A 25615-nucleotide genomic window follows, 5' to 3' on the forward strand; every position below is an offset into this window, starting at 1 on the left:
TTAGTACTCTACTTCTTGTTCTTCTGATTCTGATCTATTGTAGGCGGCTTTCGCTGCTTGCAATCTTTCGTAAGCTTCTTTGTTTCCAACGATAAGGTCTTCGTATTCTCTCAAACCTGTACCTGCTGGAATCAAGTGACCCACGATTACGTTTTCCTTCAAACCTTTCAAATGATCTGCTTTACCTCTAATTGAGGCTTCACTTAGCACTTTAGTTGTTTCTTGGAATGACGCTGCAGAAATGAAACTTTCAGTTCCTAATGAAGCTTGCGTGATACCTTGAAGTTTCGGTTGTGAAACTGCTGGTTGTGCATCTCTAACTTCTACAAGCTTCATGTCTTTTCTTCTCAACGAAGAGTTTTCATCTCTTAATTGACGAGGAGTAACAATCTGACCTGGTTTTAGGTTTGTAGAGTCACCTGCATCTGAAACCACTTTCATATCAAGCATTGCATCGTTCTCTTCTCTAAAGAGGAATTTATCAACCACTTGACCTGGAAGGAAGCTAGTATCACCAGCATCCATGATTTCTACCTTCTGCATCATTTGCTTCACGATTACTTCGATGTGCTTATCATTGATTTTCACACCTTGTAGTCGGTATACTTCCTGAATTTCATTTACTAAATATTCTTGAACCGCAGTTGGACCTTGAATATTCAAAATGTCATTTGGAGTAATAGCACCATCAGATAAAGAATAACCTGCTCTTACAAAGTCATTGTCTTGTACAAGAATGTGCTTAGACAATGGCACCATGTATTTCTTCTTCACACCATCTTTAGATTCGATGAAGATTTCTCGGTTACCTCTCTTAATTCCACCGTAAGTAACAACACCGTCAATTTCTGACACTACTGCTGGGTTAGATGGATTTCTAGCTTCAAACAATTCCGTTACTCTTGGCAGACCTCCAGTAATATCTCGAGATTTACCCATTGTTCTAGGGATTTTAGCAAGTGGTTGACCCACTTTAACTTTATCACCTGCTTCAACAGCTAAGTGAGCCCCTACTGGAATGTTATAAGCTTTAGTATCGTTTTTAGAGTTTACAATAACCGCAGGGTTTTTAGTTTTATCTCTGGTGTCAGTGATAACTTTTTCTCTGTGGCCTGTTTGCTCATCAAACTCTTCTTTATATGTAACACCTTCTTCTATGGCATCGAATTCTACTTTACCATCGAATTCTGAAAGAATTACAGCGTTATATGGATCCCACTTACAAAGTTGTTGTCCTTTTTCAACCTTATCTCCTTCTTTAACATCAAGAGTTGCTCCGTAAGGTACGTGGTTAGAGATCAATACTTTATTAGACTTAGGGTCAACGATCTGGATCTCTCCAGTACGTCCCATTACCATTTCTATTTTATTACCATCGTTGTCGGTAGTTGGAAGTGACCTAAGTTCTTCGAACTTAATTACACCTTCAAACTTGGCCTTAACTGTTGCATCAACTGCAATGTTAGAAGCTGTACCCCCAACGTGGAACGTTCTCAAGGTAAGCTGCGTTCCTGGCTCACCAATCGACTGTGCTGCAATTACACCAACAGCCTCGCCTTTTTCGACCATATTAGAGGTAGATAAGTTTCTACCGTAACATTTGGCACAAATTCCGCGCTTGGTTTCACAAGTCAACACCGATCTTATCTCTACTTCATCAATCGCAGTTTCATCAATACGAGCTGCAATTTCTTCCGTGAACTCTTCTCCGGCAGAAATTATCAATTCCTCAGAGATTGGATCGAAAATATCGTGTACAGAAACTCTACCTAAAATTCTCTCAGATAAAGATTCAACTACATCTTCGTTGTCTTTCAAAGCAGATACTGTTAAACCTCTTAAGGTTCCACAATCTTCTTCGTTAACAACAGCATCTTGAGCAACATCTACCAAACGTCTAGTTAAGTAACCAGCATCAGCAGTTTTAAGGGCTGTATCGGCCAAACCTTTACGAGCACCGTGAGTAGAGATAAAGTACTCAAGTACATCTAGCCCTTCTTTAAAGTTAGATAGAATTGGGTTTTCGATAATGGCACCCACAGACCCCGCAAGGTTCTTTTGTGGTTTCGCCATCAAGCCTCTCATTCCACCTAGCTGACGAATTTGCTCTCTTGAACCCCTGGCTCCAGAGTGCATCATCATATAAATAGAGTTGAAACCTTGATTATCCTCTTCCATCTCGTTCATCAAGTCATTGGTCAACTTAGTGTTAACCCTTGTCCAGATGTCGATAACTTGGTTGTAACGTTCGTTATCAGTAATCAGACCCATTAGGTAGTTTTGCCATACAGCATCAACTTCCTCTTTGGCTCCTGATACCAATTCTTCTTTATGTTCTGGAATGTGAATATCATTCAATCCCATTGATAGACCGCCTTTGTATGCCATTTGGAAACCTAGTTCTTTGATATCATCAAGGAACTGAGCCGTTCTAGCTACACCAGAGATGGCAAATACATTGGCAATAATTTTCTGAAGTTTCTTCTTCGTCAATAACTCATTCACGTATCCTACTTCTGCAGGTACGGCTTGGTTAAATAGAATACGACCGGCAACAGTTTCGATTACTTTATCAACTAAACCATCACCTTCTCTTACTTTCGTTTTCACATGAATGTAAGCGTGCTTAGAAACTTTGCCTTCGTTCATTGCTATAATCACCTCTTCGGCACTATAGAAACGCATTCCCTCACCATCTACTTTGAAATCTTCAGTAGATCTTCTGCCTTTGGTTACATAATACAGACCCAAAACCATGTCTTGAGAAGGTACAGTTACCGGAGCTCCGTTAGCTGGGTTAAGAATGTTGTGTGAAGAAAGCATTAGTGTTGAGGCTTCCAAAACTGCTTCGTGCCCTAGTGGTACGTGAACAGCCATTTGGTCACCATCAAAGTCAGCGTTAAATGCTGTACATACTAATGGGTGCAATTGAATTGCTTTTCCTTCAATTAATTTTGGTTGGAAAGCCTGAATACCCAACCTGTGCAATGTAGGAGCACGGTTAAGCAATACAGGGTGTCCTTTCAATACGTTTTCAAGGATATCCCAAACCACAGGGTCTTTACGATCCACTATTTTCTTGGCAGACTTCACTGTCTTAACAATACCTCTTTCAATCAGTTTTCTGATAATAAATGGTTTAAAAAGCTCGGCAGCCATATTCTTTGGCAAACCACATTCGTGAAGTTTCAACTCTGGTCCTACTACAATTACAGAACGACCTGAGTAATCCACCCTTTTTCCTAGCAAGTTCTGACGGAAACGACCTTGCTTACCTTTAAGCATATCACTCAAAGATTTCAAAGCTCTATTACCATCTGAACGCACAGCATTTACTTTTCTCGAGTTATCGAAAAGAGAATCTACTGCTTCCTGAAGCATCCTTTTTTCGTTACGAAGGATTACCTCTGGTGCTTTAATATCAATTAATCTCTTAAGACGGTTATTTCTAATGATTACCCTTCTGTAAAGATCATTCAAATCTGAAGTTGCGAAACGACCGCCATCCAATGGCACCAATGGACGCAATTCTGGTGGAATTACAGGAACCATTTTAATGATCATCCACTCTGGACGGTTCTCGATTCTTGTTCTTGCATCACGGAAAGCTTCAACAACTTTCAACCTTTTTAAAGCTTCTGCTTTTCTTTGTTGAGAAGTATCTGTTGCTGCTTGGTGACGAAGTGCATATGAAAGTTCGTCAAGATCAATTCTTGCCAAAAGCATCTCTAATGCATCCGCTCCCATTTTAGCGATGAATTTCTGAGGATCTTCATCATCTAACATTTGGTTCTCTCTTGGAAGTTTATCTAAAATATCTAGATACTCATCTTCAGTCAAGAAATCCATGTAGGCGATTCCATCCTCTTCTTTCATACCTGCTTGAATTACTACATAACGCTCGTAGTAAATAATCTGATCAAGTTTTTTGGTAGGAAGACCTAGAAGGTAACCAATCTTGTTAGGCAATGATTTGAAGTACCAGATATGAGCTACAGGCACTACCAATTCGATATGGCCCATGCGCTCTCTTCTTACCTTTTTCTCGGTAACTTCAACACCACATCTATCGCAGATAATACCTTTATATCTGATTCTTTTATATTTCCCACAATGACATTCCCAATCCTTAACAGGTCCGAATATTCTTTCACAGAATAAACCTCCCATTTCTGGTTTGTATGTTCTATAGTTTATCGTTTCCGGTTGTGTAACCTCACCATGAGAACTCTCAAGGATTGATTCCGGAGAAGCTAAGCTGATAGTGACTTTATCAAAGTCATTGTTAAGTTTTCTATTCTTTTTAAATGCCATAGCTTTTGTATTCTAATTTATTGGCCGAAGCCTGTTTAAGAATTAGTCAAGTGTAATTTCAAGTGCCAAACCTCTTAGTTCGTGAACCAATACGTTGAATGATTCAGGAATATTTGGTTTAGGAATATTCTCACCTTTCACGATGGCTTCGTAGGCTTTCGCTCTACCAATCACGTCATCGGATTTTACCGTTAGAATTTCCTGCAACACATGAGATGCGCCAAAGGCCTCAAGAGCCCAAACCTCCATCTCACCAAAACGCTGACCACCAAACTGGGCTTTACCACCCAATGGTTGTTGAGTAATGAGAGAGTAAGGTCCGATAGAACGCGCGTGCATTTTATCGTCAACCAAGTGACCTAGTTTCAGCATGTATGCAATACCTACTGTAACAGGCTGGTCAAATTTAACACCTGACAAACCATCATATAGATAAGCACGACCAGCATCTGGCAATCCAGCCTCAGCCAATTCAGCTTGAACTTCTTCCATAGTAGCTCCGTCAAAAATTGGAGTAGCATATTTTCTACCCAACTCTAATCCAGCCCATGCCAATACGGTTTCGTATATCTGACCAATGTTCATCCTCGAAGGTACACCAAGTGGATTCAATACAATATCCATTGGAGTTCCATCTTCTAGGAATGGCATATCTTCTTCTCTAACAATTCTGGCTACAACACCCTTGTTACCGTGACGACCCGCCATTTTATCACCTACTTTAAGCTTACGCTTTTTAGCAATATAAACTTTGGCCAATTGTACGATACCTGTTGGCAATTCATCACCTACTTCGATTGTGAAACGCTTACGTTTAAATTCGCCCGCAATTTCATTTCTCTTCAGTTGGTAATTTTTAACCATACGAACGATAATCTGGTTAGTCTTATCGTCAGTAGTCCAGTTATCAAGGTTCAAATCAGAAATTAGGTTAACTTCTTCCTGAACGTTGTAGTTACTCTCGTCTCTGTATATGTTTTTCTCAGGGAAGATGTTTTCTGTAATATTGGTTTTGTTGAATTTCACTCCTTTCGAAATGACTTCATCACCAAATTTATGTTTTACTCCTTGAGAAGTTTTTCCTTGTAGCAAAGAGAAGATTTTGTCAATCATTTCATTTCTCACAGCAGTCAAATCTTTGCTGTACTGAGCTTTCAATGCTTCAACCTCTTTCTTTGATTTTGCTCTAAGATCTTTATCTTTTTTAGGTCTTGAGAACAACTTAGTGTCAATAACCACACCTTGAAGCGAAGGAGATGCTTTCAATGATGCATCTTTCACATCACCAGCTTTATCTCCGAAGATGGCTCTTAAAAGCTTCTCTTCTGGAGTTGGGTCAGTTTCACCTTTAGGGGTAATTTTACCAATCAGAATATCACCTTCTTTGATTTCAGCTCCTACTCTGATGATACCATTCTCATCAAGGTTTTTCACTGCTTCCTCACTTACGTTCGGAATCTCAGAAGTTAATTCTTCTTCACCTCTTTTTGTATCTCTAACTTCAAGTTCATATTCATCGATGTGAATTGAGGTGAACACGTCATCTCTAACCACTCTCTCTGAAATTACAATCGCATCCTCGAAGTTATATCCTTGCCAAGGCATGTAGGCTACTCTCAGGTTTTTACCTAAGGCTAACTCTCCATTTTGGGTAGAATATCCCTCACAAAGTACTTGTCCCTTCACAACTTTGTCACCTTTCAATACGATTGGTGTAAGGTTGATAGAAGTGTCTTGGTTGGTTCTTCTGAACTTAATCAATTTGTACGTTTTGTACTCATTATAGAAGTTCACTAACTCATCCTCAGTACTTTGTTCGTACTTTATAATAATTTTTTCAGCATCAACATAGTGTACAACACCCGTTCCTTCAGCAATTACTAGCATTCTAGAATCTCTCGCTGCTCTACCTTCCAAACCAGTTCCCACAATTGGAGCTTCAGGTTTCAATAAAGGCACTGCTTGACGCTGCATGTTCGATCCCATCAATGCCCTGTTTGCATCATCGTGCTCAAGGAAAGGAATCAATGAAGCTGCAACAGATACAATTTGGTTAGGAGCTACATCCATATAAGTAAGCTCATTCGGCTCTACTACAGGGAAATCTCCTTCAAATCTTGCTTTTACTCTGTCGTTTACGAAAGTACCCTTATCATCCAAAGGCGCATTGGCCTGTGCAATGTTGTGAGTATCTTCTTCTTCAGCAGTAAGGTAAACCACATCTTCAGACATGTTTACTTTACTTTCTTTTACTTTTCTATATGGAGTCTCAATGAATCCCATGCTGTTAATCTTAGCATGAACACATAGAGATGAAATCAAACCAATGTTTGGTCCCTCTGGAGTTTCAATTGTACAAAGACGACCGTAGTGAGTATAGTGAACATCTCGAACCTCAAAACCTGCTCTTTCTCTTGAAAGACCACCTGGTCCTAAGGCTGACAATCTTCTTTTGTGAGTAATCTCTGCCAATGGATTCGTTTGATCCATAAACTGAGAAAGTTGGTTGGTTCCGAAGAACGAGTTAATCACAGAAGAAAGTGTTCTTGCGTTAATAAGATCCACAGGTTTGAAGTCCTCATTATCACGAACGTTCATTCTTTCTTTGATCGTTCTAGCCATTCTGGCCAAACCTACACCAAACTGAGCGTATAATTGCTCTCCTACAGTTCTAACTCTTCTGTTCGATAAGTGGTCAATATCATCCACTACCGCCTTAGAGTTAATCAACCCGATCAAATATTTCACAATTGAAATAATATCCTGAGTTGTTAATACTCTCTTATCAAAAGAGATATCTAAGCCGAGTTTCTTATTAATTCTGTATCTACCTACTTCTCCAAGATCATATCTCTTATCTGAGAAGAAAAGGCTTTGGATAATATCTCTTGCAGTTTGCTCATCTGGCGCTTCAGTATTTCTCAACTGACGATAGATTTGCTCTACAGCCTCTTTCTCAGAGTTGGAGTTATCTTTAGATAGTGTATTATAAATAATAGTGTAATCTGCAATGTTGATGTCTTCTCTATGAAGAATGATAGAATCAACACCAGACTCAAGGATCATTTCTACATCTTCCTCGCTTAAAACAGAGTCACGCTCTAATAACACTTCGTTTCTATCGATAGATACTACTTCTCCAGTATCTTCATCTACGAAATCTTCTATCCATGTCTTAAGAACTCTTGCTGCAAGTTTTCTGCCTACACCCTTCTTAAGCTGGGCTTTATTGGCTTTAACCTCTTCAGACAAGCCGAATAGGTCAAGAATATCTTTATCTGTTCCGTAACCGATGGCTCTTAAAAGCGTGGTTACTGGAAATTTCTTCTTACGGTCAATGTAAGCGTACATTACGCTGTTAACGTCTGTCGCAAATTCAATCCAAGAACCTTTAAAAGGAATAATTCTGGCAGAATATAAAGCGGTACCGTTAGTATGTTTGCTTTGTGCAAAGAACACACCAGGAGATCTATGTAATTGAGAAACAATTACTCTTTCCGCACCATTTACCACGAACGAGCCCTTTACAGTCATGTAAGGAATATTCCCTAAGAATACTTCTTGTTCGATGGTTTCAAAATCTTCATGATCTGCATCATTACATGTCAGACGAAGCTTTGCTTTTAATGGAACTGAATAGGTAAGTCCTCTATCGATACACTCTTCAACAGAGTATTTTGGAGGGTCAACCAAGTAATCAATGAACTCTAATACAAAGTTATCTCGTGAATCAGAAATGGGGAAATTTTCTGAAAATACTTTGAAAAGGCCATCTTGAGTCCTTTTTTCAGCAGGAGTTTCAAGCTGAAAAAAATCTTCGAAAGACTTCACTTGTATGTCAAGAAAATCAGGATAATCAAGAACTGATTTAATTGAAGAAAAACTTATTCTTTCTGTTTGAATTGCGTTAGCCAAGGCCGTAATATTTTAGTTTAAACCAAGAATAATTTTTGCACTTAAAGCGTACAAAGGCTTGTAGAGAAAAACCTCTTTACTGTATACAAACAGGAAAAGACCCATGATACCGATCCCGAAATTCGGGAAGGGATCAGGGCCTGTTCCTTTGCCATAGTTAGCTATGGCCAGTCAAATTACTTAAGCTCTACTTCAGCACCAGCTTCTTCAAGCTGCTTTTTAAGTGCTTCAGCTTCGTCTTTAGCTACACCTTCTTTAATTGCTTTAGGAGCGCTGTCTACGATTTCTTTAGCTTCTTTCAATCCTAAACCAGTCAATTCTTTAACTAGTTTAACAACGGCTAGCTTTGAAGCACCAGCAGCAGTCAACACTACGTCAAAAGCCGACTTTTCTTCAGCAGCACCTTCACCATCACCACCAGCAGGACCAGCAGCAACTGCTACCGCTGCAGCAGCAGGCTCAATACCGTATTCGTTTTTAAGGATATCAGCTAATTCGTTAACTTCCTTTACAGTTAAGTTTACCAACTGCTCTGCGAAATCTTTTAAATCTGCCATTTTTGATTTTGTTTATTAAATTCTAAATCTTGATTAATTACTAATTTTCACGCTCAGATAATGTCTGAAGAATTCCTGCCAATTTGCCACCAGCACCTTTAAGGCCTGAAATAACATTCTTAGCTGGTGATTGTAACAATCCTATCACCTCTCCGATAAGTTCAGCCTTAGACTTAAGACTACTCAACATATCTAAATTCTCCTCCCCAATGAAAAGATCGGTATCGATGGAAGCACCTTTCAACATTGGAGATTTTAAACCTGATTTTTTTCTAAATTCTTTGATCAATTTTGCAGGTGAATTTGCATCCTCTCCTGAGAACATAATTCCTGAGAAACCTTTCAAAACTTTTTCATCAAATGGAGCGTAATCTGCATCCATTTTTTCCAAAGCTTTCTGAATCAAAGTATTTTTAAACACTCTATACTCTATACCCTTTTCAAAGCATAGTCTTCTAAGTGCCGTGGTTTGTGCAACCGACATTCCGGAAGCATCAGTTATGTAGAAATTGTTGTTAACAGAAAATTTCTGAAACAATTCTTCAATTAATACGCCTTTTTCTGCTCTAGTCATGTTTATATGCCCGAAATGGAGTTTTTATCAATTTTAATACCTGGACTTTGAGTCGAAGACAAGTTGATACTTTTAAAATAAGTACCTTTTGCCGATGCAGGTTTCAATCTTGAGATGGTTTGAATTACTTCAGTTGCATTTTCAATGATCTTCTCTGCTGAGAAAGATGCTTTTCCAATACTAGTATGAATAATACCAAACTTATCGACTTTGAAATCGATTTTACCTCCCTTAACTTCTTCCACTGCTTTTCCAACTTCCAAAGTAACTGTACCAGATTTTGGGTTTGGCATCAAACCTCTTGGTCCTAGAACTCGACCTAAACGACCTACTTTTGCCATAACTGTTGGCATAGTGATAATGACATCAATGTCAGTCCATCCACCTTCAATTTTAGCGATGTAGTCATCTAACCCAACGTGATCTGCACCAGCATCTCTAGCTTCCTGCTCTTTGTCAGGAGAACACAATACCAATACTCTCACCTCTTTTCCAGTACCATGAGGAAGTGCTACCACTCCTCTAACCATCTGGTCTGCCTTGCGCGGATCCACTCCTAAACGAATATCAATATCAACAGAGGCATCGAAATTTGCATTGGAAATCTCCTTTACAATTGATGATGCATCCTTCAAAGAATAATCTTTTTGTGGATCATATTTACTTAAAGCTTCTTTTTGCTTTTTTGTCAACTTTGCCATTTCAACAAATCTTTAGTTTTCCCAAGGTGCTTTACCGGTCACTCTAATGCCCATGCTTCGTGCAGTACCAGCTACCATTTTCATAGCAGATTCAACTGTAAAAGCATTCAAATCCGTCATCTTAACTTCAGCAATCTCTTTCACTTGAGCCCATGTAACCGAACCGACTTTTACTCGATTTGATTCATTAGAACCTTTCTTGATTTTCGATGCTTCCATTAACATTACCGGTGCTGGTGGTGTTTTGATAACAAAATCAAAAGACTTATCAGAATATATGGTAATTAATACAGGTAACACCTGTCCCATTTTGTCCTGAGAACGTCCGTTGAATTGCTTGCAAAACTCCATGATGTTAAGTCCTTTCGAACCTAAAGCAGGACCAACCGGAGGGGAAGGGTTTGCTTGACCTCCCTTAACTTGCAACTTCAGATAACCAGATATTTCCTTAGCCATCTTTAATCTTGTTTTTCGACTTGCATGTAACTTAATTCAACAGGGGTATTTCGGCCGAAAATCTTAACCATAACATTAAGTTTTCTTCTCTCCTCAAAAACCTCCTCAATTGTACCTGTAAACCCACTGAAAGGCCCATCCATTACTTTAATGGACTCTCCAACTATATATGGTGTATCAATGTGTTCGTCAAATTCATCGATTTCCTCAACCTTACCTAAAATACGGTCGACTTCAATCTGTCGTAACGGAACAGGAGGAGTGTTGGAAGCATCCCCCCCCTTTTGACCTAAGAACCCTATGATACCAGGAATATTTTTAATCATATGAATGACCTCACCATTAGTAAGATCTGCCTGAACCATGATATAGCCCGGAAACATGTTTTTATCGCGTGAACGTTTTTTCCCGTTACGCATTTCATACACCTTTTCCGAAGGAATTAATACTTGAGGAATATGGTCTTGGAATTGCTCCCGTTCCACTTCATTCTCCAAATACTCTTTCGATTTCCTTTCTTGACCAGACACGGCCCGAACCATATACCACTTCAGCTCTGCCATTCTATCAATTATCTTCCTATTGTGTAAAACCAATCCATGATGTTATTAAATCCTAAATCAATGATCCCAATAAAGAGAGCAAAGATTAAAGATGCCACTAACACCAACACAGAGCTACTTTGAAGCTCAGAATATTTAGGCCAGCTCACCTTATGTCTCATTTCGAGATAAGATTCAGCGATAAATGTTTTCAGTTTACTCATCGGCTTTACTTTACTTATTTGCACGGGTGGTAAGAATCGAACTCACGACCTTTGGTTTTGGAGACCACTGCTCTACCAGCTGAGCTACACCCGTGTATACTCATTAAGTCTTTTCTTTATTAATCTCTCGTTTAAGAACTAAAATCTGTTTTTAAAAAGAGAATCAACATTTCAAACTTCACTATCCAGCCCCAAAACGGGCTGCAAATGTAGATAAAAATACTATATGAAACAAACGCGTTTCCGAAAAATCGAAAACGCGTTTGAAATATCTAATAAGCTTAGAAAGTTTTTAGTCAAGAATTTCAGTTACCTGACCGGCACCTACTGTTCTACCACCTTCTCTGATCGCAAATCTCAAACCTTTCTCAAGCGCTACAGCGTTGATCAAGTTCACTTCAATAGTTACGTTATCACCTGGCATTACCATTTCGATATCAGCAGGAAGCATAATTTCACCAGTTACGTCAGTAGTTCTTAAATAGAACTGAGGACGGTACTTGTTAAAGAATGGAGTGTGACGTCCACCTTCTTCTTTCGAAAGCACGTATACTTCAGCTTTGAAGTGAGAGTGAGGCTTAACAGAGCCTGGCTTACAGATAATCATTCCTCTTTTGATTTGAGATTTTTCAATACCTCTCAAAAGAAGACCTACGTTATCTCCAGCTTCACCTCTGTCCAAAATCTTACGGAACATCTCTACTCCAGTAATTGTAGACTTTAGGCCTTCAGCACCCATACCGATGATATCAACAGGATCTCCAGTATTAGTAACACCTCTTTCAATTCTACCAGTAGCAACAGTACCACGACCAGTGATCGAGAACACATCTTCAACAGGCATTAAGAATTCTTTATCAACAGCACGCTCTGGAAGTGGAATATAATCATCCACAGCAGCCATAAGCTCATTGATTTTTTCTACCCAAGCAGGCTCACCATTCAAACCACCCAAAGCAGAACCTTGGATTACCGGAATGTCATCACCTGGATAATCATAGAAAGAAAGAAGTTCTCTAATTTCCATTTCTACTAGCTCAAGAAGTTCTTCATCGTCAACTAAGTCAACTTTATTCATGAACACCACTAGAGAAGGTACACCTACCTGACGAGCCAAAAGAATGTGCTCTCTTGTCTGTGGCATTGGACCATCAGTCGCAGCTACAACAAGAATTGCACCGTCCATTTGAGCAGCACCAGTTACCATGTTCTTCACATAATCCGCGTGACCTGGACAGTCAACGTGTGCATAGTGACGATTAGCAGTTTGATACTCAACATGAGAAGTGTTAATAGTAATACCTCTTTCTTTCTCTTCAGGAGCATTATCAATAGAAGAGAAATCTCTGTTTTCGGCAAGACCTTGTTCTGCCAAAACTTTAGTAATAGCAGCAGTTAATGTGGTCTTACCGTGGTCAACGTGACCGATAGTACCAATATTAACGTGCGGCTTAGAACGGTCAAAGTTTGCTTTAGCCATAACTTGAAAATTAGTTAATATTTAAATTCAATTATTTAATTTAATCTTAGACACCTGATTTTTTTCAGCGTCTTGAGCCAATGACGAGATTTGAACTCGTGACCCCTTCCTTACCAAGGAAGTACTCTACCCCTGAGCTACATCGGCTTTACTAAGTTTAATGTTCGAAGTTTTTCAGTTCGACAAACATTAAACTTCGCACTTTATAACTCAAAGTTTTGAGCGGGTGACCAGGTTCGAACCGGCGACCTACAGCTTGGAAGGCTGTCGCTCTACCAACTGAGCTACACCCGCTTTTAAAAGAATCAAAAATCAAACTCCAAATAACAAACTTGCCGTTTGGAGTTCTAAATTGATAATTCTCATTAATTGTGGGGGGAGAAGGATTCGAACCTTCGAAGACATAAGTCAACGGATTTACAGTCCGTCCCAGTTGGCCGCTTTGGTATCCCCCCAACTAGTTTTCCTACCGACTAAATGCTTGTTTCAACCATGCTTTTAGCGAAAGGGAATGCAAAATTAGACCCTTTTTTATATTATTCAAACATATCCCAAAAAAAGATCAAGAGTTTTTGTTCAAGATTGAAAACAACGCTTAAACAGCCCATTTTGGCACTTATGGTTATCATTTATTTTATTGACAATGATTTTCAAGTACGCCACTATTGCTTATTCCTAATCAAAATACTTCTCTATATTTGCAGGGTTTAAAACAAAAAACTCAACGGAGCTTAAATTTTATAGTATCGAGAATTGAGCCCTACTCTTAATTTAGCCTGATGTACAAAGTAAGTCTTAAGAAAAACATCGAAGCAGAAGTCGAATTCAAAGACAGTAATATACTTCTAAATGGTTCTGATTTTGATTGGAACATCTCAAAAACTTCAAAGGACAAATTTCAGATCACAAAAGACGGAAAAAAATTAAATGCCGAGGTTATTGGCTATGAAAGAGAAAGCAAGGTAGTTGAAATAAAAATCAACAATCAGATTTATAATGTATCTGTTAAAGATAAAATGGATCAGCTTCTTCAAAAAATGGGAATTACCAATTTAAGTAATTCAACTATAAAGGATGTTAAAGCTCCTATGCCTGGACTAATACATGATATTTTAGTTGAGGCTGGGCAAGAGGTAAAAAAAGGGGATCAACTCATGATTTTGGAAGCCATGAAAATGGAAAACGTTTTGAAATCTCCGGGCGCTGGAACTATTGCGTCAATTGATGTTAGTAAAGGTGACAGCGTAGAAAAAAATCAAATTCTGATAAAATTTTAACATAATCACACGGATGAAGTATAAAAGAATTCTTCTAAAGCTTAGTGGAGAAGCCTTAATGGGTAATCAACAATATGGAATTGACCCAGTTCGAATAAATCAATACGCTGAAGAAATTAAAAAAGTGCACGAAAGTGGTGTTGAAGTAGCGATTGTTATAGGAGGAGGCAATATATATAGAGGGGTTCAGGCCGAAGCTTCAGGCATCGACAGAGTTCAGGGTGATTACATGGGAATGCTGGCCACCGTCATTAATGCGATGGCAATTCAAAGCACTCTTGAGAATCATGGTTTGTATACAAGATTGATGTCTGGGATAAAAATGGAAGCGGTTTGCGAACCTTTCATTAGAAGAAGAGCTGTTCGGCATTTAGAAAAAGGAAGAATTGTTATTTTTGGTGCCGGAATAGGAAACCCTTATTTTACAACTGACTCTACAGCAAGTTTAAGAGCTATTGAAATTGAGGCGGATGTTGTTTTAAAAGGAACTCGTGTAGATGGCGTTTATACCGCAGACCCAGAAAAAGATTCTTCTGCAACTAAAATACCTAACCTATCTTTTGAACAAGCCATTAGAGAAGGATACAACATTATGGACATGACCGCCTTCACGCTTTGTCAGGAAAATAATGTGCCGATTATTGTTTTCGATATGAACGCTAGTGGCAACCTCTTAGACATAATGGAAGGAAAAGAAAATATCGGAACATTGATAAGCTAATTTACAATCATGGAAGAACTGGAATTATACTTGGATACCGCCAAGGAGATGATGGAGAAAGCCATCTCCCACACAAAACAAGAACTAGCAAAGATTAGGGCAGGCAAGGCGATGCCAAGCATGCTTGATGTGATTAAGGTTGATTATTACGGATCGCTTACCCCCCTTAATCAAGTAGCTTCGGTAACTAGCCCTGATGCAAGAACACTTTTTGTAAAGCCTTGGGAGAAATCTATGACCACGGCTATTGAAAAGGCAATAATGAATAGTGACTTGGGTTTAAACCCTCAGAATGACGGTGAACAGATCATTATTAATATTCCGCAGCTTACAGAAGAAAGAAGACGCGATTTAGTAAAACAATCTAAAGCCGTTACTGAAGATGGCAAAATCAGTATTCGAAGCGCCAGAAAGGAAACCAATGATGAGCTTAAAAAACTTCAAAAAGATGGTTTGGCTGAGGACTTGGTAAAAACTGCTGAAGACAAAGTTCAAGACCTTACGAATACATACAATAAGAAACTTGACGATTTACTGGCTCATAAAGAGCAAGAAATAATGACCGTTTAATAGTCCTGAAAAATTAGAAACACACTGAAAGGCAACCGAAAGGCTGCCTTTTTTTATTATTTAGAGTTAAATACATGGGTTTTCAAAAACACTTCAGAGGAATAAACTGGAATTTCAGCAAAGTGATAGTCCGATAAATTTTCAGTAATCAAACAATTACACCCGGCCTCCACGGCAGCATAATACTGAAAACCATCTTCTATATCGTTAATCTTAGCATTGTTTAAAGCATTCCTCACTGCATTTTCATCAATTTGCGCAATTGATAGGTGACTGCATAACAATTGAATTTTACGCTTAGCTTCAACTTCCCCACATTTTTTAGAAGCAAAATAAAATCCAATGGCCAAACAAAGGGAGGAAGTAAAAAGCTCAAATCCATTTCGCTCAGCTAATGAAAGAACACGAGCAGAATAAGTAAATAGTGGATATTCCTTATTGAGTACAGAAACCAATACATTCGCGTCAACAAATGCCTTTACCATTACTTGCGCTCGTAATAGTCAGACTTAGATATTTTTCTTGGCTTAGTATAGTATTCGGCTTGCCCCTCAGCTACTGCATTAACCCAATCGGAAATCGGTAAGCTTTCTATGGATTGATAATCTTTAGAAATGAGCTGACGATATAAAAATTCAGTAAGTCTAGACAGACTAATATTGTTCTTCTCAGCAAAAGCTTTTGCCGACTTGATCACCTCTTGATCAAAACTTAAAGTCACCTTGGCATCCATAACGATCTATTTATACGACAAACTTATTTTTTCTTTACGTATAAAACAAATTTTAGTTCGTGGTTTGATTACTCCATCAACAAAAAGCTTAACTCTCTGATTCATCAGTTGGCTACATGAATTTTACACCTGACTACCATTCATTTTAAAACTCAATGCAAAGAGGCTATTTATGTAGCGTCATGAAGTGTGAAGCTATATATTCATCATTTGTATAAAAAAAGAATTTAAGTTGTATTCATTTTTTATACATTTAAGGAATAAATAAAAAGTCTATGAAAGGAACTAACCTAGGGGAGTTTGAAGAAGTGGTTTTACTAACCATAGCAAGTCTTATGTCAGAAGCCTATAGCGTTGCCATTTGCGATGAGATTGAAAGAATAACCGAAAGACAGGTCAAATTAGGTGTTGTACATTCTGTTCTTAATCGTCTGGAAGAAAAAGGATTTGTAACCTCCCAATTAGGAGAAGCCACTAAAGCTAGAGGCGGAAGAAGAAAGCGATTCTTTGAAGTAACTCATGCTGGAAAAGCCACATTGCAAAAGGTCAAATCGCAGCGTGATGAGCTCTGGAGCTTAATCCCTGAATTCAATTTAAAAATGATATGAGCAAAAAAAGTGCACATCAACCTCCACGCTGGGCCGATAGGTTTTTGGAATGGTATTGCCGTTCTGAAATACTTGAAGACCTACAGGGTGATTTGTATGAGCACTTTGAACGCAACACGATTAGCAAAGGAAAGAGGAAAGCAAGACAAATTTACTGCTTAGATGTAATCAAGTTTTTCCGCCCCTACACCATCAAGAAATTCAAAATAGTCAACAACATAACATCATTTATCATGTTCAAAAATTATTTCAAAACTTCCGTGCGAAGCATCGCTAGAAACAAGCTTTTTTCAGCCATAAACGTCATTGGTCTGGCGGTTAGCATGTCCATTGGCCTCCTCATGATTACTTTTATTTCCGAAGTTTTCAGCTTCGATAAATTTCATAAAGATGGAGATAGAGTTTATAGGGTAAACAACATCTACCAAGAACAACAAGAAGACCCCACACCATTCGCCACAACCTCAATTATTATGGCAGACAGAATCAAGGAGTCTATTCCAGGGGTAGAGTCACAGGTTTTGATGACAAGAGGTTTTGGGGGAGATGCTAAACTCGATGATAAAATTATACCCATAAGCGGCCTATGGGCAACCGAAGGTTTTAACGATGTATTCTCTTTCGAAATACTGCAAGGAAACCCCGAAACCATGCTTTCGGAACCAAACTCAATTGTACTGACAGATGAGACGGCAAAAAAAATATTTGGCGATACAGATCCTATGAACCAAACATTCATTCTTGGTAAAGAAGACCTTTATACGGTAACAGGTATTATTAAAAAACCTCCCTTTAATTCGCATTTTACCTTCCAAGCACTAGGCTCATACATTACCTATACAAACCAAAATCGACAAGGTGAACGTGGCGAAAACTGGTATAACGCTTGGAATAATATGTGGATGAACTATGTGTATGTAAAGTTAGCTCCAAACACGGATGTTAATGATGTAAATCAGAAACTCCTTGCCTTAGGAGAAAAGGAAAGTGAGAAGTATGAGCATTTAACAATTACATCGGAGCTTCAGCCCTTATACGGTATGATGGCTGGCCCTGATTTATCCAACAATATAGGGGTTTCAATAGGTGGGGCGGTTATTTGGGTATTGGCAGGCTTTACGTTAGTGGTACTACTTTCTGCTGGCTTTAATTACACTAATCTTTCTATTGCGCGGTCATTAAAAAGAGCTAAAGAAGTTGGAGTACGCAAAGTTGTTGGTGCCACAAAGCGACAAGTATTTAACCAGTTCATTACTGAAGCCACTATCATATCAGTAATAGCATTGGTATTTGCCTACTTAATTTTCATGTTTATAAAACCTCATTTTCTTGGCTTGGATCCAAGTATTGAGCGCAGCCTCCAACTTGAAATTACCCCAATTCTCTTTTTATACTTTTTCATATTTGCGCTTGCGGTCGGCCTGTTAGCAGGCTTTGTTCCAGCCATGTTTTTATCAAAGTTAAAGACCGTACAAGCATTAAAAAATGCGGGATCAACTAAGCTTTTTTCAAAAGTGAATATGAGGAAAGTTTTAATCGTAATTCAGTTCACTTTGTCAATGGCCTTTATCATTTCCGCCAGTATTGCTTATACTCAATTTAAATATGCCTTAAGCTTTGATTTAGGTTTTAAAACAGAAAATGTACTCAATGTTGAACTTCAAAATAACGATTGGCAAAAAATTGAAACAGCATTTGCTTCAATTCCAGAGGTTCAAATGATTTCGAAATCTGCCATGATACCAAGTGTAGGAAGCACCTATTTAGTAGACATGAAATACAATAATGACTCTACCGAACTTTTCTACAATACCATTGACGAAAACTACATTGACCTGATGGATCACGAAATTATTGCTGGAGCCAACTTTACCAACAAGTCATTTGAAGGTGAGGAGTCTGAGATTATTTTAAACGAAGAAACCCTAAAACGTTTTAATCTTGGCACTCCAAATGAAGCTATCGGTAAACAGGTTGAAATTGACGAAAATAGCTTAACAGTTATAGGTGTGGTGCGTGACTTCCATTATGATAAGCTTGACCAAGGAATAAAAAGCTTTGGGTTTAGAAATAGAAGTAATTCGTATTACTATGTAAACCTAAAACTCAACTCATCGGATTTACCAGCTACAATGACTAAAATTAAAAATGCATGGAATGAGGTAGACCCTGTTCACGAACTTCAAGCCCAATTCTTCGATGAGAATATTGAATCGGCTTATTCACAATATGTTATAATGGGTACAATTGTGGGTTTTCTGGCCGTACTCACCGTTTCCATTGCCGCATTAGGTTTGTTAGGTATGGCCGTTTACACAGCCGAAACCCGCATGAAAGAAATCAGTATTCGTAAAGTTTTGGGAGCCACAGAAGGAAGCCTCGTTAGCTTATTAACACGAGGTTTTATGTGGTTACTGGTAATCTCAGCAGCTTTGGCCATACCCCTCACCTACTTATTATTTGAACAACAAATTCTAAACGGCATTGAGAACCGCGCTACAATTGGAGTGCTGGAACTCTTCACTGGGGTAATCATAATATTCGGTATAGGCATATTAACCATAGGTTCGCAAGTAAGAAGAGCCGCAAAAGCTAACCCTGCCCAAACTCTGCGCAGCGAATAATTTCTAATTTGAAAATAAGCTGATTTGGTGATTTGAAGATGGATTTTCAAATCACCAAATTCTCAAATCAACCCATGTTCAAATCAAATTCCATGTCTTCATTTTAGAACTTGAATTTTATTTTATACATTGGTCTACATTTTAGAACATGCTATGAAAGGAACAAATCTGGGTGAATTTGAAGAAATAGCTTTACTCACCATTTTGGTTTTAAAAGATGACGCCTACGGAGTAAGCATCAAGCGCGAAATCAACGAACAGGGAAAAAGGAATATAAGCAGAGGTGCTTTACACACTGCTTTATCTCGCTTAGAAGAAAAAGGACTTTTAACTTCCAAACAAGGCCAAGGAAACGAAGACCGAGGCGGCAGACCAAAGCGCTATTATGAGGTAACCAATAAGGGCTTGGCTGCTTTGCAGGAAGCCAAAGAAGTTCGCGACCAATTATGGAGTCAAGTACCGGCTTTTAGTCTAAAATAAATCCTTTATTGACATGCGTACCACTCCTCCAAAACTATATACCCGGCTTTTTAAAGCCTGCTGTAAGCCCGCTCTTTATCAAGAGCTTCAGGGCGATTTAGAAGAAGAATTCAACTTCAACCTAAAAACCTTAGGGCAGAAAAAGGCCAAAGCCATTTACCGTAACGAAGTGCTGAAGATGCTTCGCCCCTCTGTGATTAGAAAACCTAAAATCATTGTCTCCATGTTTAACACCTCATTATTTCAAATTCATTTAAAGCTGGCCTTCCGCAACTTGTGGCGCAATAAGGTGTTCAGTGCCATCAACATTTTCGGGCTAGCTGCCGCCATCACGGTAAGTATGTTTGCGCTGAATATTATTTACACTGGCTTGTCGGTTGATAAACAACACCCGCATACTGAGAGGCTGTATAGAGTATTAACAAAAGTTCAGAAGACTAACAATACTCCCTATATTCTAGCTTCTACCCCTTCTGTATTGGGAGAAAAACTTCGAGCAGATCTACCAGAAATTGAAGTATTGACACAATTCAGCTCGTCCAGCCAATTCAAAGAAGTTATAAATGGCAATTCAGTAAGCCTTGTAAACTTAATGGTAGATGACCATTTTTTTGAAGTATTTCAATTCAAAGCAATCGATGGTGACCCACATGCTGCATTACAAAATAAATCGAGTTGTATAATTACAGATGACATAGCAGAACGCTTCTTCCCAAATGAAAACCCTATTGGTAAAATTCTTGGTTCAGGACTGATCGTTAATGCCATAATTGAAAGTCCAAAAGGTCTTTCACATTTGAATTTCGACATAATATCAAGTAGTTCAGAAAATCCAAATTTGGTGAATACAGAAAGCTCTAACTACTTAGAAAAGTGGAATAACTACTATCAAGGCTACACCTACTTTCGAACCATTGAAGGCGTAAGCCAAGAACAGCTAAACAATAAGCTGAAACAAGTCTCGGAAGAAGTAAATACTATAAAAAAAGGTACAGAATCCACTTTTGATTATCGCAGCCAGAAAATCGGAGATATCATGTTTAGTGATGAAGTGTATAACCCTATCGGGTCTAGCTTACCTAAGGATATACTTTATGTCCTTGTCACACTGATTACTATCCTTCTTTTATTGGCGAGTTTTAATTACACCAATCTATCTATCGCCAGAGCCATTCAACGTACCAAAGAAATTGGCATTAGAAAAGTAGCTGGAAGCACAAAATCTCAAATTATTGGTCAAATTTTAGTGGAAACCATTGTTTTCTCAGTAGCAGCAACTCTGGTAGGTTTTTTACTCTACCGCTTTTTCGTTCCTGAATTTGTTGCCCTAATGGATACTGGTAATTTATTATTCAACCCCAATACAAGTCTTGGCCTTCTCTTAGTATTCCTAGGTTTTTCCGTTTTGATCGGCTTAGTGGCTGGACTGTTCCCCGCACTCTACTTTGCCCGCATTTCTCCTTTGAATACTTTTCGATCAAATATCAAGAGTAAAACCATGTCACTCATGAACATTAGAAAAGGCTTGGTGGTATTTCAGCTCACTGTCTCTATGTTCTGTATTATGGTGGTTACTGCAGGCTCGGACATCTACCATTCCATAGTTCAAAACAACTGGAATTTCAGCAAAGAGGGAGTGGTAAACGTAGAAGTCGCTCCTAAAAATAGGCAACTATTAAAATCTAGATATGAGCGCGTTTCTGGAGTAGTTGGTGTTTCTGCTGTTTCTTCCCTACCTGGTGTAGGTACGATGGGTATGACCATGGTGAGACGTTCTAATGGCACTGACAGTCTGATGGTCAATTTTTCCGTAGTAGACTCCGATTTCGACAAAGTTTTTGAGCCTAAATTATTTGCTGGTAATAATTTTAAAAGAGTATCGTCCGATTCAACACTTACTGAAGTTTGGGTAAACCGAAAGCTATTAGCTGACCTTAATATTCCATTAGACAGTGCGCTTGGTCAAACCCTTTCCTTTTTTAAAAACATTAGCCGATACCAAATAATTGGGATTATAGAGGATAATGTCTTCGAACGACTTGATGCCCCTGAAATGGCAGCAATCATGGTTACTCACGAGAAAATAGACTTATATAAAAGGTCGCTTGCCATTAAAATAGAAAAACAAAATATAGCATCAACTTTAAATCAACTTGAAAAAGCCACCAAAGAAGTGGACGCTGAACAAGCCTTTACTCCTATCTTCCTAAATGACTCTATTGAAGAAAGTTATAACAATATCAACCAAGTGGTCAAGGCGTTTAAATTCCTTTCTGTCATCATTATTTCTATTTCGCTCTTGGGTCAATTGGGAATAGCGCTTTATAATGCCGAAACCCGTACCAAAGAGATTGGCATTAGAAAAGTACTTGGCGCTAGAGTTAAAAGCATTATTCTACTCTTATTGAAAGGAACGTTGACCTCATTAGTCATTGCGGCATTAATTGGTGCCCCTCTAGCCTATCTTTTTTTACAGGAAACATTCTGGCTCTCTTCCCTTATAAAACCACAGTATGAAGGGCTTGTCTTGGCGCAAGGTGTTCTGCTATTGGGAAGCTTAGTCGTGTTCATTGTGATTATACAAACTTGGCGTGTAGCACGAGCCAATCCTTCAGAATCGCTCAGAAGCGAGTAATTACAATTTAAAAATAAGTGAATTTGATGATTTGAAAATTTAACTTCGAAGCTCTTTTCCATGATAATCAGTTTCGGTTCAGAGCTCCATTCTTTATCTTCCAGAAAAAAATAAAGGATGAACATTGAAGACCGCGAACTACATAAAAGAAAGAGTCACCTATTTATGCTTTTAATGCTAGCAGAAGCGGATAATGAAGATAGTCCGCTTGAAACTTTGTTCATTAATAAGGTTGCTGAGCGACTGGGAATGACTCCTGAAGATGTTAAGGAAATAGACAAAAACCCTGAAAACCTTACGCTGGTTATTCCTAAAGCAGAACATGCAAGAATGGAGATTCTTTACGATTTATTGTTCTTAATGAAATTCGACCAAGATGTAGACCAAAGCGAAATTGATTTAGTTCACCGACTTGCTTTCCGAATGGGTTTTCGCCCTACGATGACCCAAGAAATGATTGAAGTAATGAAGCAACACATTGGCCGAAACGTACCAAAGGACAGTCTGCTTAATATTATCAGAAAGTATATGAATTGAATAGAAAAAGTAAATATTGTCGCTAATCAACTTTCCAAAAGTTAAACCCATCGTTTTGGAACCTAGCTAATGTTTCAACTTTTGGAAAGTTCTCAAAATAGCTAAATCAGTCGCAAATCATCCCCGGCATATCGCTATTGAGCTTTGGGCTTACGTAAGGAATGCCTAAGTTCAGTCCGCGAAGAATGAGAATTAGACCCACCAACACCAGTAGCTTCGGCACAAACTTGAGCCATGCGGAAGTGAAATTACTTTTGAACGAAAAGCCCAAATAAGCCGCACCGAGCATCATAGGAAAAGTACCCAAACCGAACAGCGCCATATAGGCTGCTCCTCCGTAAAAAGTACCCATTGAAATGGCAGCCACTAAAGCCATATAAACCAAACCACAGGGTAAAAGACCATTCAATAAACCCAGTGTAAGATTTGACTTGAAATTATTGGTTTTGAGTAAACCGCCTATTCGCACCTTAATGCTTAAGAAAAGCTTCTGAAGGGGTTTGATTTTAATATTGCCTGATAGTTTTCCGTTTAAGAGTAAGGCTCCAATGATGATTGTTGCGCCAGCCAAAACAGATAAGCCTTGTTGCACCCCGGCCATCGAAAGTATTTCGCCAAAAAGGCCTGCAATCGCACCTAAAAAACTATAGGTAATCATACGACCGCTATTGTAGGCTAAACGGTTAGCTACCCAAACCTTTTTCTTTTTTTCGTTCTGAGGAACTGCCCAAGCGATGGGTGCGCACATGCCTAAACAGTGCAGGCTACCAAAAAAGCCAAATGCCAGTGCTGTTCCTAAAAGCAACATCAGATTACAATATTAAGCTCTTGATAATATTCCGTCCCTTTCGATTTCCATTCGATTTTAACCTTCCATGCGCCAGAAGCAAGGTTTTTCATATCGAAGGTTTGTAAACCAGTTTCATCAAAAACCAAATCAAACTCTTTGTCAAGACTAGCATTTGCCGAACGGAAAAAAGAAATTTTACCTTCTTCCATGGCCTTCATCACCGAGATCGGAAATCTTAACTCAGCTTTCCCTTCATTTCTAACCAATTTAAAATTTGGTTTTTCAGTCAAACTATTTACGTTTTTCATGCGCTGAATCTGACTTTCGTAATCCAACTCTTGTTCATAGTAGTTATCGGCCACCAAATAGAAATCGGTGCTTACACTTACGTAAACCATAGTTACCAGCAGCCCAACAAAGCACACAAAACTGATTACGATTTTTGTTCCCCAGTTCATTATTTAAATTTTATTGGTCCTAAGAAGTTCGTCTTTACCTTATCAATCAATTCATCACCATTATAAATTCCCACTGTGATGCTATTCTTATTGCCCTCCATTTCTGATTCAGGTAATCGCACTGTAAACACCGCATCTGCCTTTCCAGAATTTGAAAGTTGAATTTCGTTGCCTCCTACTACTTCAATCACTCCACTTTCGTGATCGATTAATCGAAGACTCACGTTCATATCGTCAACCGTTTTATTTATCAATTGAATATTGTAAATATTCTGGATTTGATCATTCTCTACTTTCTGATAGAGCATACCCGGCACTCTTAAAATTGTAGCCTGGATATCTGATCGACTGGAAACAAAAACAGTTAATAAAGTAATAAGTACCACCAAAACGCCCGTGTACCCAGCAACTCTTGGCGTGAAAATCTTTTTCTTACCGTCTGCAATTGCACTATGTGACGTAACTCGAATTAAACCAGTTGGCTTATTAATTTTCGTCATTACATCATCACAAGCATCAATACATGCCGTGCAATTCACGCACTCGAGTTGAGTTCCGTTTCTGATATCGATTCCGGTAGGACAAACATGCACACAAAGCTTACAATCAATACAATCACCTTTATCGGCTTGAACCTCCGATTTCTTCATTTTACCTCTCGGTTCGCCTCTGATCCAGTCGTACATTACGGCCATTGAATCACGCACCAAAAGTACACCCTGGAGCCTACCATATGGGCAAATAGCTATACAAGCTTGTTCTCTTAAGTATGCAAAAACGCCATAGAAAACAGCACTGAAAGCTATTAAACCAATGAAGCCCGCTAAATTCTCAGTAGGCGGCTGACTTACAATTTCCTTCACTTTATCAATACCTATTAAGTAAGCCATAGCCGTATGGCCTATCAAAACAGCAATGAAGGCGAAAATGCCATGCTTTAATACTCGCTTCCTAATTTTCTCTCCATTCCAAGGCATTTTGGCCAGTTTACGCTGCTGGTTGGCATCGCCTTCGATCAAGTACTCAATTCTACGGAAAACCATTTCCATAAACAGGGTTTGAGGACAAGCCCAGCCACACCATACCCGACCGAAAACCACGGTGAAAAGAATGATAAATACGAAGAATGTGATTAGCCCTAAAGCGAAAATAAAGAAATCTTGGGGCCAGAAAACCGTCCCCAAGATTACGAACTTGCGTTCGAAAATATTCATCATTAAAAAGGGCTGCCCGTTGATTTTAATAAACGGACCAGCAAAAAGAATGGTAAGTAAGATTACAGATACAACCTTTCGGGCATTAAAAAATTTGCCTTTTGGTTTTTTGGGGTATACCCAAACTCTTTTTCCGTGCTCATCTACCGTGGCTATACTGTCGCGGTATTCTTCGTCATATTCGTACAGCTCTTTCATTTCTACC

The 25615-nt window shown here is 38.7% G+C and carries 22 protein-coding genes and 4 tRNA genes; 8 read left to right on the forward strand and 18 right to left on the reverse strand.

What is annotated here, in order from left to right; all coding sequences use genetic code 11:
• The 13 genes from rpoC to AWW67_RS04880 form a co-directional block, all read right to left on the reverse strand.
• Window positions 1-4314: a DNA-directed RNA polymerase subunit beta' gene (gene rpoC / locus AWW67_RS04820; protein ID WP_062300511.1), complete on the reverse strand. Its 4314-nt coding sequence runs from the start codon at window positions 4312-4314 to the stop codon at window positions 1-3.
• A gap of 42 nt (window positions 4315-4356) precedes the next feature.
• Complete coding sequence (rpoB, locus tag AWW67_RS04825; RefSeq protein WP_062300512.1) at window positions 4357-8229, reverse strand: DNA-directed RNA polymerase subunit beta; 3873 nt, start codon at window positions 8227-8229, stop codon at window positions 4357-4359.
• Window positions 8230-8405: 176 nt separating this feature from the next.
• A complete protein-coding gene (gene rplL / locus AWW67_RS04830) occupies window positions 8406-8786 on the reverse strand; it encodes a 50S ribosomal protein L7/L12 (RefSeq protein ID WP_053222941.1) in 381 nt (126 codons plus the stop codon).
• Between the two features lie 40 nt (window positions 8787-8826).
• Window positions 8827-9360 carry a 50S ribosomal protein L10 gene (gene rplJ / locus AWW67_RS04835; RefSeq protein WP_053222942.1) on the reverse strand — a complete coding sequence of 178 codons (534 nt, stop codon included), beginning with the start codon at window positions 9358-9360 and terminating at the stop codon, window positions 8827-8829.
• Between the two features lie 2 nt (window positions 9361-9362).
• Complete coding sequence (gene rplA / locus AWW67_RS04840) at window positions 9363-10061, reverse strand: 50S ribosomal protein L1 (RefSeq protein ID WP_062300513.1); 699 nt, start codon at window positions 10059-10061, stop codon at window positions 9363-9365.
• A gap of 12 nt (window positions 10062-10073) precedes the next feature.
• Complete coding sequence (gene rplK / locus AWW67_RS04845) at window positions 10074-10517, reverse strand: 50S ribosomal protein L11 (RefSeq protein ID WP_053222944.1); 444 nt, start codon at window positions 10515-10517, stop codon at window positions 10074-10076.
• A gap of 2 nt (window positions 10518-10519) precedes the next feature.
• Window positions 10520-11080 carry a transcription termination/antitermination protein NusG gene (gene nusG / locus AWW67_RS04850; protein ID WP_053222945.1) on the reverse strand — a complete coding sequence of 187 codons (561 nt, stop codon included), beginning with the start codon at window positions 11078-11080 and terminating at the stop codon, window positions 10520-10522.
• A gap of 8 nt (window positions 11081-11088) precedes the next feature.
• Window positions 11089-11283 carry a preprotein translocase subunit SecE gene (gene secE, locus AWW67_RS04855; protein WP_053222981.1) on the reverse strand — a complete coding sequence of 65 codons (195 nt, stop codon included), beginning with the start codon at window positions 11281-11283 and terminating at the stop codon, window positions 11089-11091.
• A gap of 21 nt (window positions 11284-11304) precedes the next feature.
• A tRNA-Trp gene (locus AWW67_RS04860) sits at window positions 11305-11377 on the reverse strand.
• 198 nt (window positions 11378-11575) lie between these two features.
• The gene (tuf, locus tag AWW67_RS04865; RefSeq protein ID WP_053222946.1) at window positions 11576-12763 is read right to left on the reverse strand and encodes an elongation factor Tu; all 1188 of its coding nucleotides are present in this window, start codon (window positions 12761-12763) and stop codon (window positions 11576-11578) included.
• 75 nt (window positions 12764-12838) lie between these two features.
• A tRNA-Thr gene (locus tag AWW67_RS04870) sits at window positions 12839-12910 on the reverse strand.
• 74 nt (window positions 12911-12984) lie between these two features.
• Window positions 12985-13057, reverse strand: a tRNA-Gly gene (locus tag AWW67_RS04875).
• A 78-nt stretch (window positions 13058-13135) separates the two neighbouring features.
• Window positions 13136-13218: transfer RNA gene (locus AWW67_RS04880), tRNA-Tyr, on the reverse strand.
• Window positions 13219-13542: 324 nt separating this feature from the next.
• On the opposite strand from AWW67_RS04880, the gene AWW67_RS04890 reads away from it, so the two are divergent.
• From AWW67_RS04890 to frr, 3 genes are read left to right on the forward strand one after another with little or no spacing between them, the layout of a single operon-like run.
• On the forward strand, window positions 13543-14040 hold the full coding sequence (locus tag AWW67_RS04890; RefSeq protein WP_062300515.1) for an acyl-CoA carboxylase biotin carboxyl carrier protein subunit: 498 nt from the start codon (window positions 13543-13545) through the stop codon (window positions 14038-14040).
• A 13-nt stretch (window positions 14041-14053) separates the two neighbouring features.
• Window positions 14054-14761 carry a UMP kinase gene (pyrH, locus tag AWW67_RS04895; RefSeq protein ID WP_062300516.1) on the forward strand — a complete coding sequence of 236 codons (708 nt, stop codon included), beginning with the start codon at window positions 14054-14056 and terminating at the stop codon, window positions 14759-14761.
• 9 nt (window positions 14762-14770) lie between these two features.
• The gene (gene frr, locus AWW67_RS04900; RefSeq protein WP_062300517.1) at window positions 14771-15331 is read left to right on the forward strand and encodes a ribosome recycling factor; all 561 of its coding nucleotides are present in this window, start codon (window positions 14771-14773) and stop codon (window positions 15329-15331) included.
• Between the two features lie 56 nt (window positions 15332-15387).
• Here the strand turns inward: frr and AWW67_RS04905 are convergent, their stop codons facing one another.
• Both AWW67_RS04905 and AWW67_RS04910 read right to left on the reverse strand, forming a co-directional pair.
• The gene (locus tag AWW67_RS04905; RefSeq protein WP_062300518.1) at window positions 15388-15816 is read right to left on the reverse strand and encodes a PIN domain-containing protein; all 429 of its coding nucleotides are present in this window, start codon (window positions 15814-15816) and stop codon (window positions 15388-15390) included.
• Entirely contained in the window at window positions 15816-16064 is a 249-nt protein-coding gene (locus AWW67_RS04910; protein WP_053222951.1) for a DUF6364 family protein, read from the reverse strand. The genes AWW67_RS04905 and AWW67_RS04910 overlap by 1 nt, the downstream gene beginning before the upstream one ends.
• A gap of 275 nt (window positions 16065-16339) precedes the next feature.
• Between AWW67_RS04910 and AWW67_RS04915 the strand changes: the two genes are divergently transcribed.
• The 5 genes from AWW67_RS04915 (at window position 16340) to AWW67_RS04935 (ending at window position 22948) form a co-directional block, all read left to right on the forward strand.
• Complete coding sequence (locus tag AWW67_RS04915; RefSeq protein WP_053222952.1) at window positions 16340-16672, forward strand: PadR family transcriptional regulator; 333 nt, start codon at window positions 16340-16342, stop codon at window positions 16670-16672.
• Entirely contained in the window at window positions 16669-19296 is a 2628-nt protein-coding gene (locus AWW67_RS04920) for an ABC transporter permease (protein WP_062300519.1), read from the forward strand. The genes AWW67_RS04915 and AWW67_RS04920 overlap by 4 nt, the downstream gene beginning before the upstream one ends.
• Before the next feature lie 153 nt (window positions 19297-19449).
• Entirely contained in the window at window positions 19450-19776 is a 327-nt protein-coding gene (locus AWW67_RS04925; RefSeq protein ID WP_062300520.1) for a PadR family transcriptional regulator, read from the forward strand.
• A 13-nt stretch (window positions 19777-19789) separates the two neighbouring features.
• Window positions 19790-22411: an FtsX-like permease family protein gene (locus AWW67_RS04930; protein WP_062300521.1), complete on the forward strand. Its 2622-nt coding sequence runs from the start codon at window positions 19790-19792 to the stop codon at window positions 22409-22411.
• Window positions 22412-22528: 117 nt separating this feature from the next.
• Window positions 22529-22948: a hypothetical protein gene (locus tag AWW67_RS04935; RefSeq protein ID WP_062300522.1), complete on the forward strand. Its 420-nt coding sequence runs from the start codon at window positions 22529-22531 to the stop codon at window positions 22946-22948.
• A gap of 106 nt (window positions 22949-23054) precedes the next feature.
• On the opposite strand, the gene AWW67_RS04940 is transcribed toward AWW67_RS04935, so the two are convergent.
• The 3 genes from AWW67_RS04940 to ccoG are packed head-to-tail and all read right to left on the reverse strand — an operon-like array spanning window position 23055 to window position 25608.
• A complete protein-coding gene (locus AWW67_RS04940) occupies window positions 23055-23756 on the reverse strand; it encodes a sulfite exporter TauE/SafE family protein (RefSeq protein WP_062300523.1) in 702 nt (233 codons plus the stop codon).
• The gene (locus AWW67_RS04945; RefSeq protein ID WP_062300524.1) at window positions 23756-24196 is read right to left on the reverse strand and encodes a FixH family protein; all 441 of its coding nucleotides are present in this window, start codon (window positions 24194-24196) and stop codon (window positions 23756-23758) included. Before AWW67_RS04945 ends, AWW67_RS04940 begins: the two co-directional genes overlap by 1 nt.
• Window positions 24196-25608 carry a cytochrome c oxidase accessory protein CcoG gene (gene ccoG / locus AWW67_RS04950; RefSeq protein WP_062300525.1) on the reverse strand — a complete coding sequence of 471 codons (1413 nt, stop codon included), beginning with the start codon at window positions 25606-25608 and terminating at the stop codon, window positions 24196-24198. The genes AWW67_RS04945 and ccoG overlap by 1 nt, the downstream gene beginning before the upstream one ends.
• Between the last annotated feature and the right edge of the window lie 7 nt (window positions 25609-25615).

It is taken from the genome of Roseivirga seohaensis (assembly GCF_001592945.1).
Lineage (GTDB): Bacteria > Bacteroidota > Bacteroidia > Cytophagales > Cyclobacteriaceae > Roseivirga > Roseivirga seohaensis.

What these genes read in the sequence shown, in the direction of transcription:
- rpoC (WP_062300511.1), bottom strand. Translation starts at nt 4,314, where the DNA reads ATGGCATTTAAAAAGAATAGAAAACTTAACAATGACTTTGATAAAGTC.
- rplL (WP_053222941.1), bottom strand. Translation starts at nt 8,786, where the DNA reads ATGGCAGATTTAAAAGATTTCGCAGAGCAGTTGGTAAACTTAACTGTA.
- rplJ (WP_053222942.1), bottom strand. Translation starts at nt 9,360, where the DNA reads ATGACTAGAGCAGAAAAAGGCGTATTAATTGAAGAATTGTTTCAGAAA.
- rplA (WP_062300513.1), bottom strand. Translation starts at nt 10,061, where the DNA reads ATGGCAAAGTTGACAAAAAAGCAAAAAGAAGCTTTAAGTAAATATGAT.
- rplK (WP_053222944.1), bottom strand. Translation starts at nt 10,517, where the DNA reads ATGGCTAAGGAAATATCTGGTTATCTGAAGTTGCAAGTTAAGGGAGGT.
- nusG (WP_053222945.1), bottom strand. Translation starts at nt 11,080, where the DNA reads ATGGCAGAGCTGAAGTGGTATATGGTTCGGGCCGTGTCTGGTCAAGAA.
- secE (WP_053222981.1), bottom strand. Translation starts at nt 11,283, where the DNA reads ATGAGTAAACTGAAAACATTTATCGCTGAATCTTATCTCGAAATGAGA.
- tuf (WP_053222946.1), bottom strand. Translation starts at nt 12,763, where the DNA reads ATGGCTAAAGCAAACTTTGACCGTTCTAAGCCGCACGTTAATATTGGT.
- AWW67_RS04890 (WP_062300515.1), top strand. Translation starts at nt 13,543, where the DNA reads ATGTACAAAGTAAGTCTTAAGAAAAACATCGAAGCAGAAGTCGAATTC.
- pyrH (WP_062300516.1), top strand. Translation starts at nt 14,054, where the DNA reads ATGAAGTATAAAAGAATTCTTCTAAAGCTTAGTGGAGAAGCCTTAATG.
- frr (WP_062300517.1), top strand. Translation starts at nt 14,771, where the DNA reads ATGGAAGAACTGGAATTATACTTGGATACCGCCAAGGAGATGATGGAG.
- AWW67_RS04905 (WP_062300518.1), bottom strand. Translation starts at nt 15,816, where the DNA reads ATGGTAAAGGCATTTGTTGACGCGAATGTATTGGTTTCTGTACTCAAT.
- AWW67_RS04910 (WP_053222951.1), bottom strand. Translation starts at nt 16,064, where the DNA reads ATGGATGCCAAGGTGACTTTAAGTTTTGATCAAGAGGTGATCAAGTCG.
- AWW67_RS04915 (WP_053222952.1), top strand. Translation starts at nt 16,340, where the DNA reads ATGAAAGGAACTAACCTAGGGGAGTTTGAAGAAGTGGTTTTACTAACC.
- AWW67_RS04920 (WP_062300519.1), top strand. Translation starts at nt 16,669, where the DNA reads ATGAGCAAAAAAAGTGCACATCAACCTCCACGCTGGGCCGATAGGTTT.
- AWW67_RS04925 (WP_062300520.1), top strand. Translation starts at nt 19,450, where the DNA reads ATGAAAGGAACAAATCTGGGTGAATTTGAAGAAATAGCTTTACTCACC.
- AWW67_RS04930 (WP_062300521.1), top strand. Translation starts at nt 19,790, where the DNA reads ATGCGTACCACTCCTCCAAAACTATATACCCGGCTTTTTAAAGCCTGC.
- AWW67_RS04935 (WP_062300522.1), top strand. Translation starts at nt 22,529, where the DNA reads ATGAACATTGAAGACCGCGAACTACATAAAAGAAAGAGTCACCTATTT.
- AWW67_RS04940 (WP_062300523.1), bottom strand. Translation starts at nt 23,756, where the DNA reads ATGTTGCTTTTAGGAACAGCACTGGCATTTGGCTTTTTTGGTAGCCTG.
- AWW67_RS04945 (WP_062300524.1), bottom strand. Translation starts at nt 24,196, where the DNA reads ATGAACTGGGGAACAAAAATCGTAATCAGTTTTGTGTGCTTTGTTGGG.
- ccoG (WP_062300525.1), bottom strand. Translation starts at nt 25,608, where the DNA reads ATGAAAGAGCTGTACGAATATGACGAAGAATACCGCGACAGTATAGCC.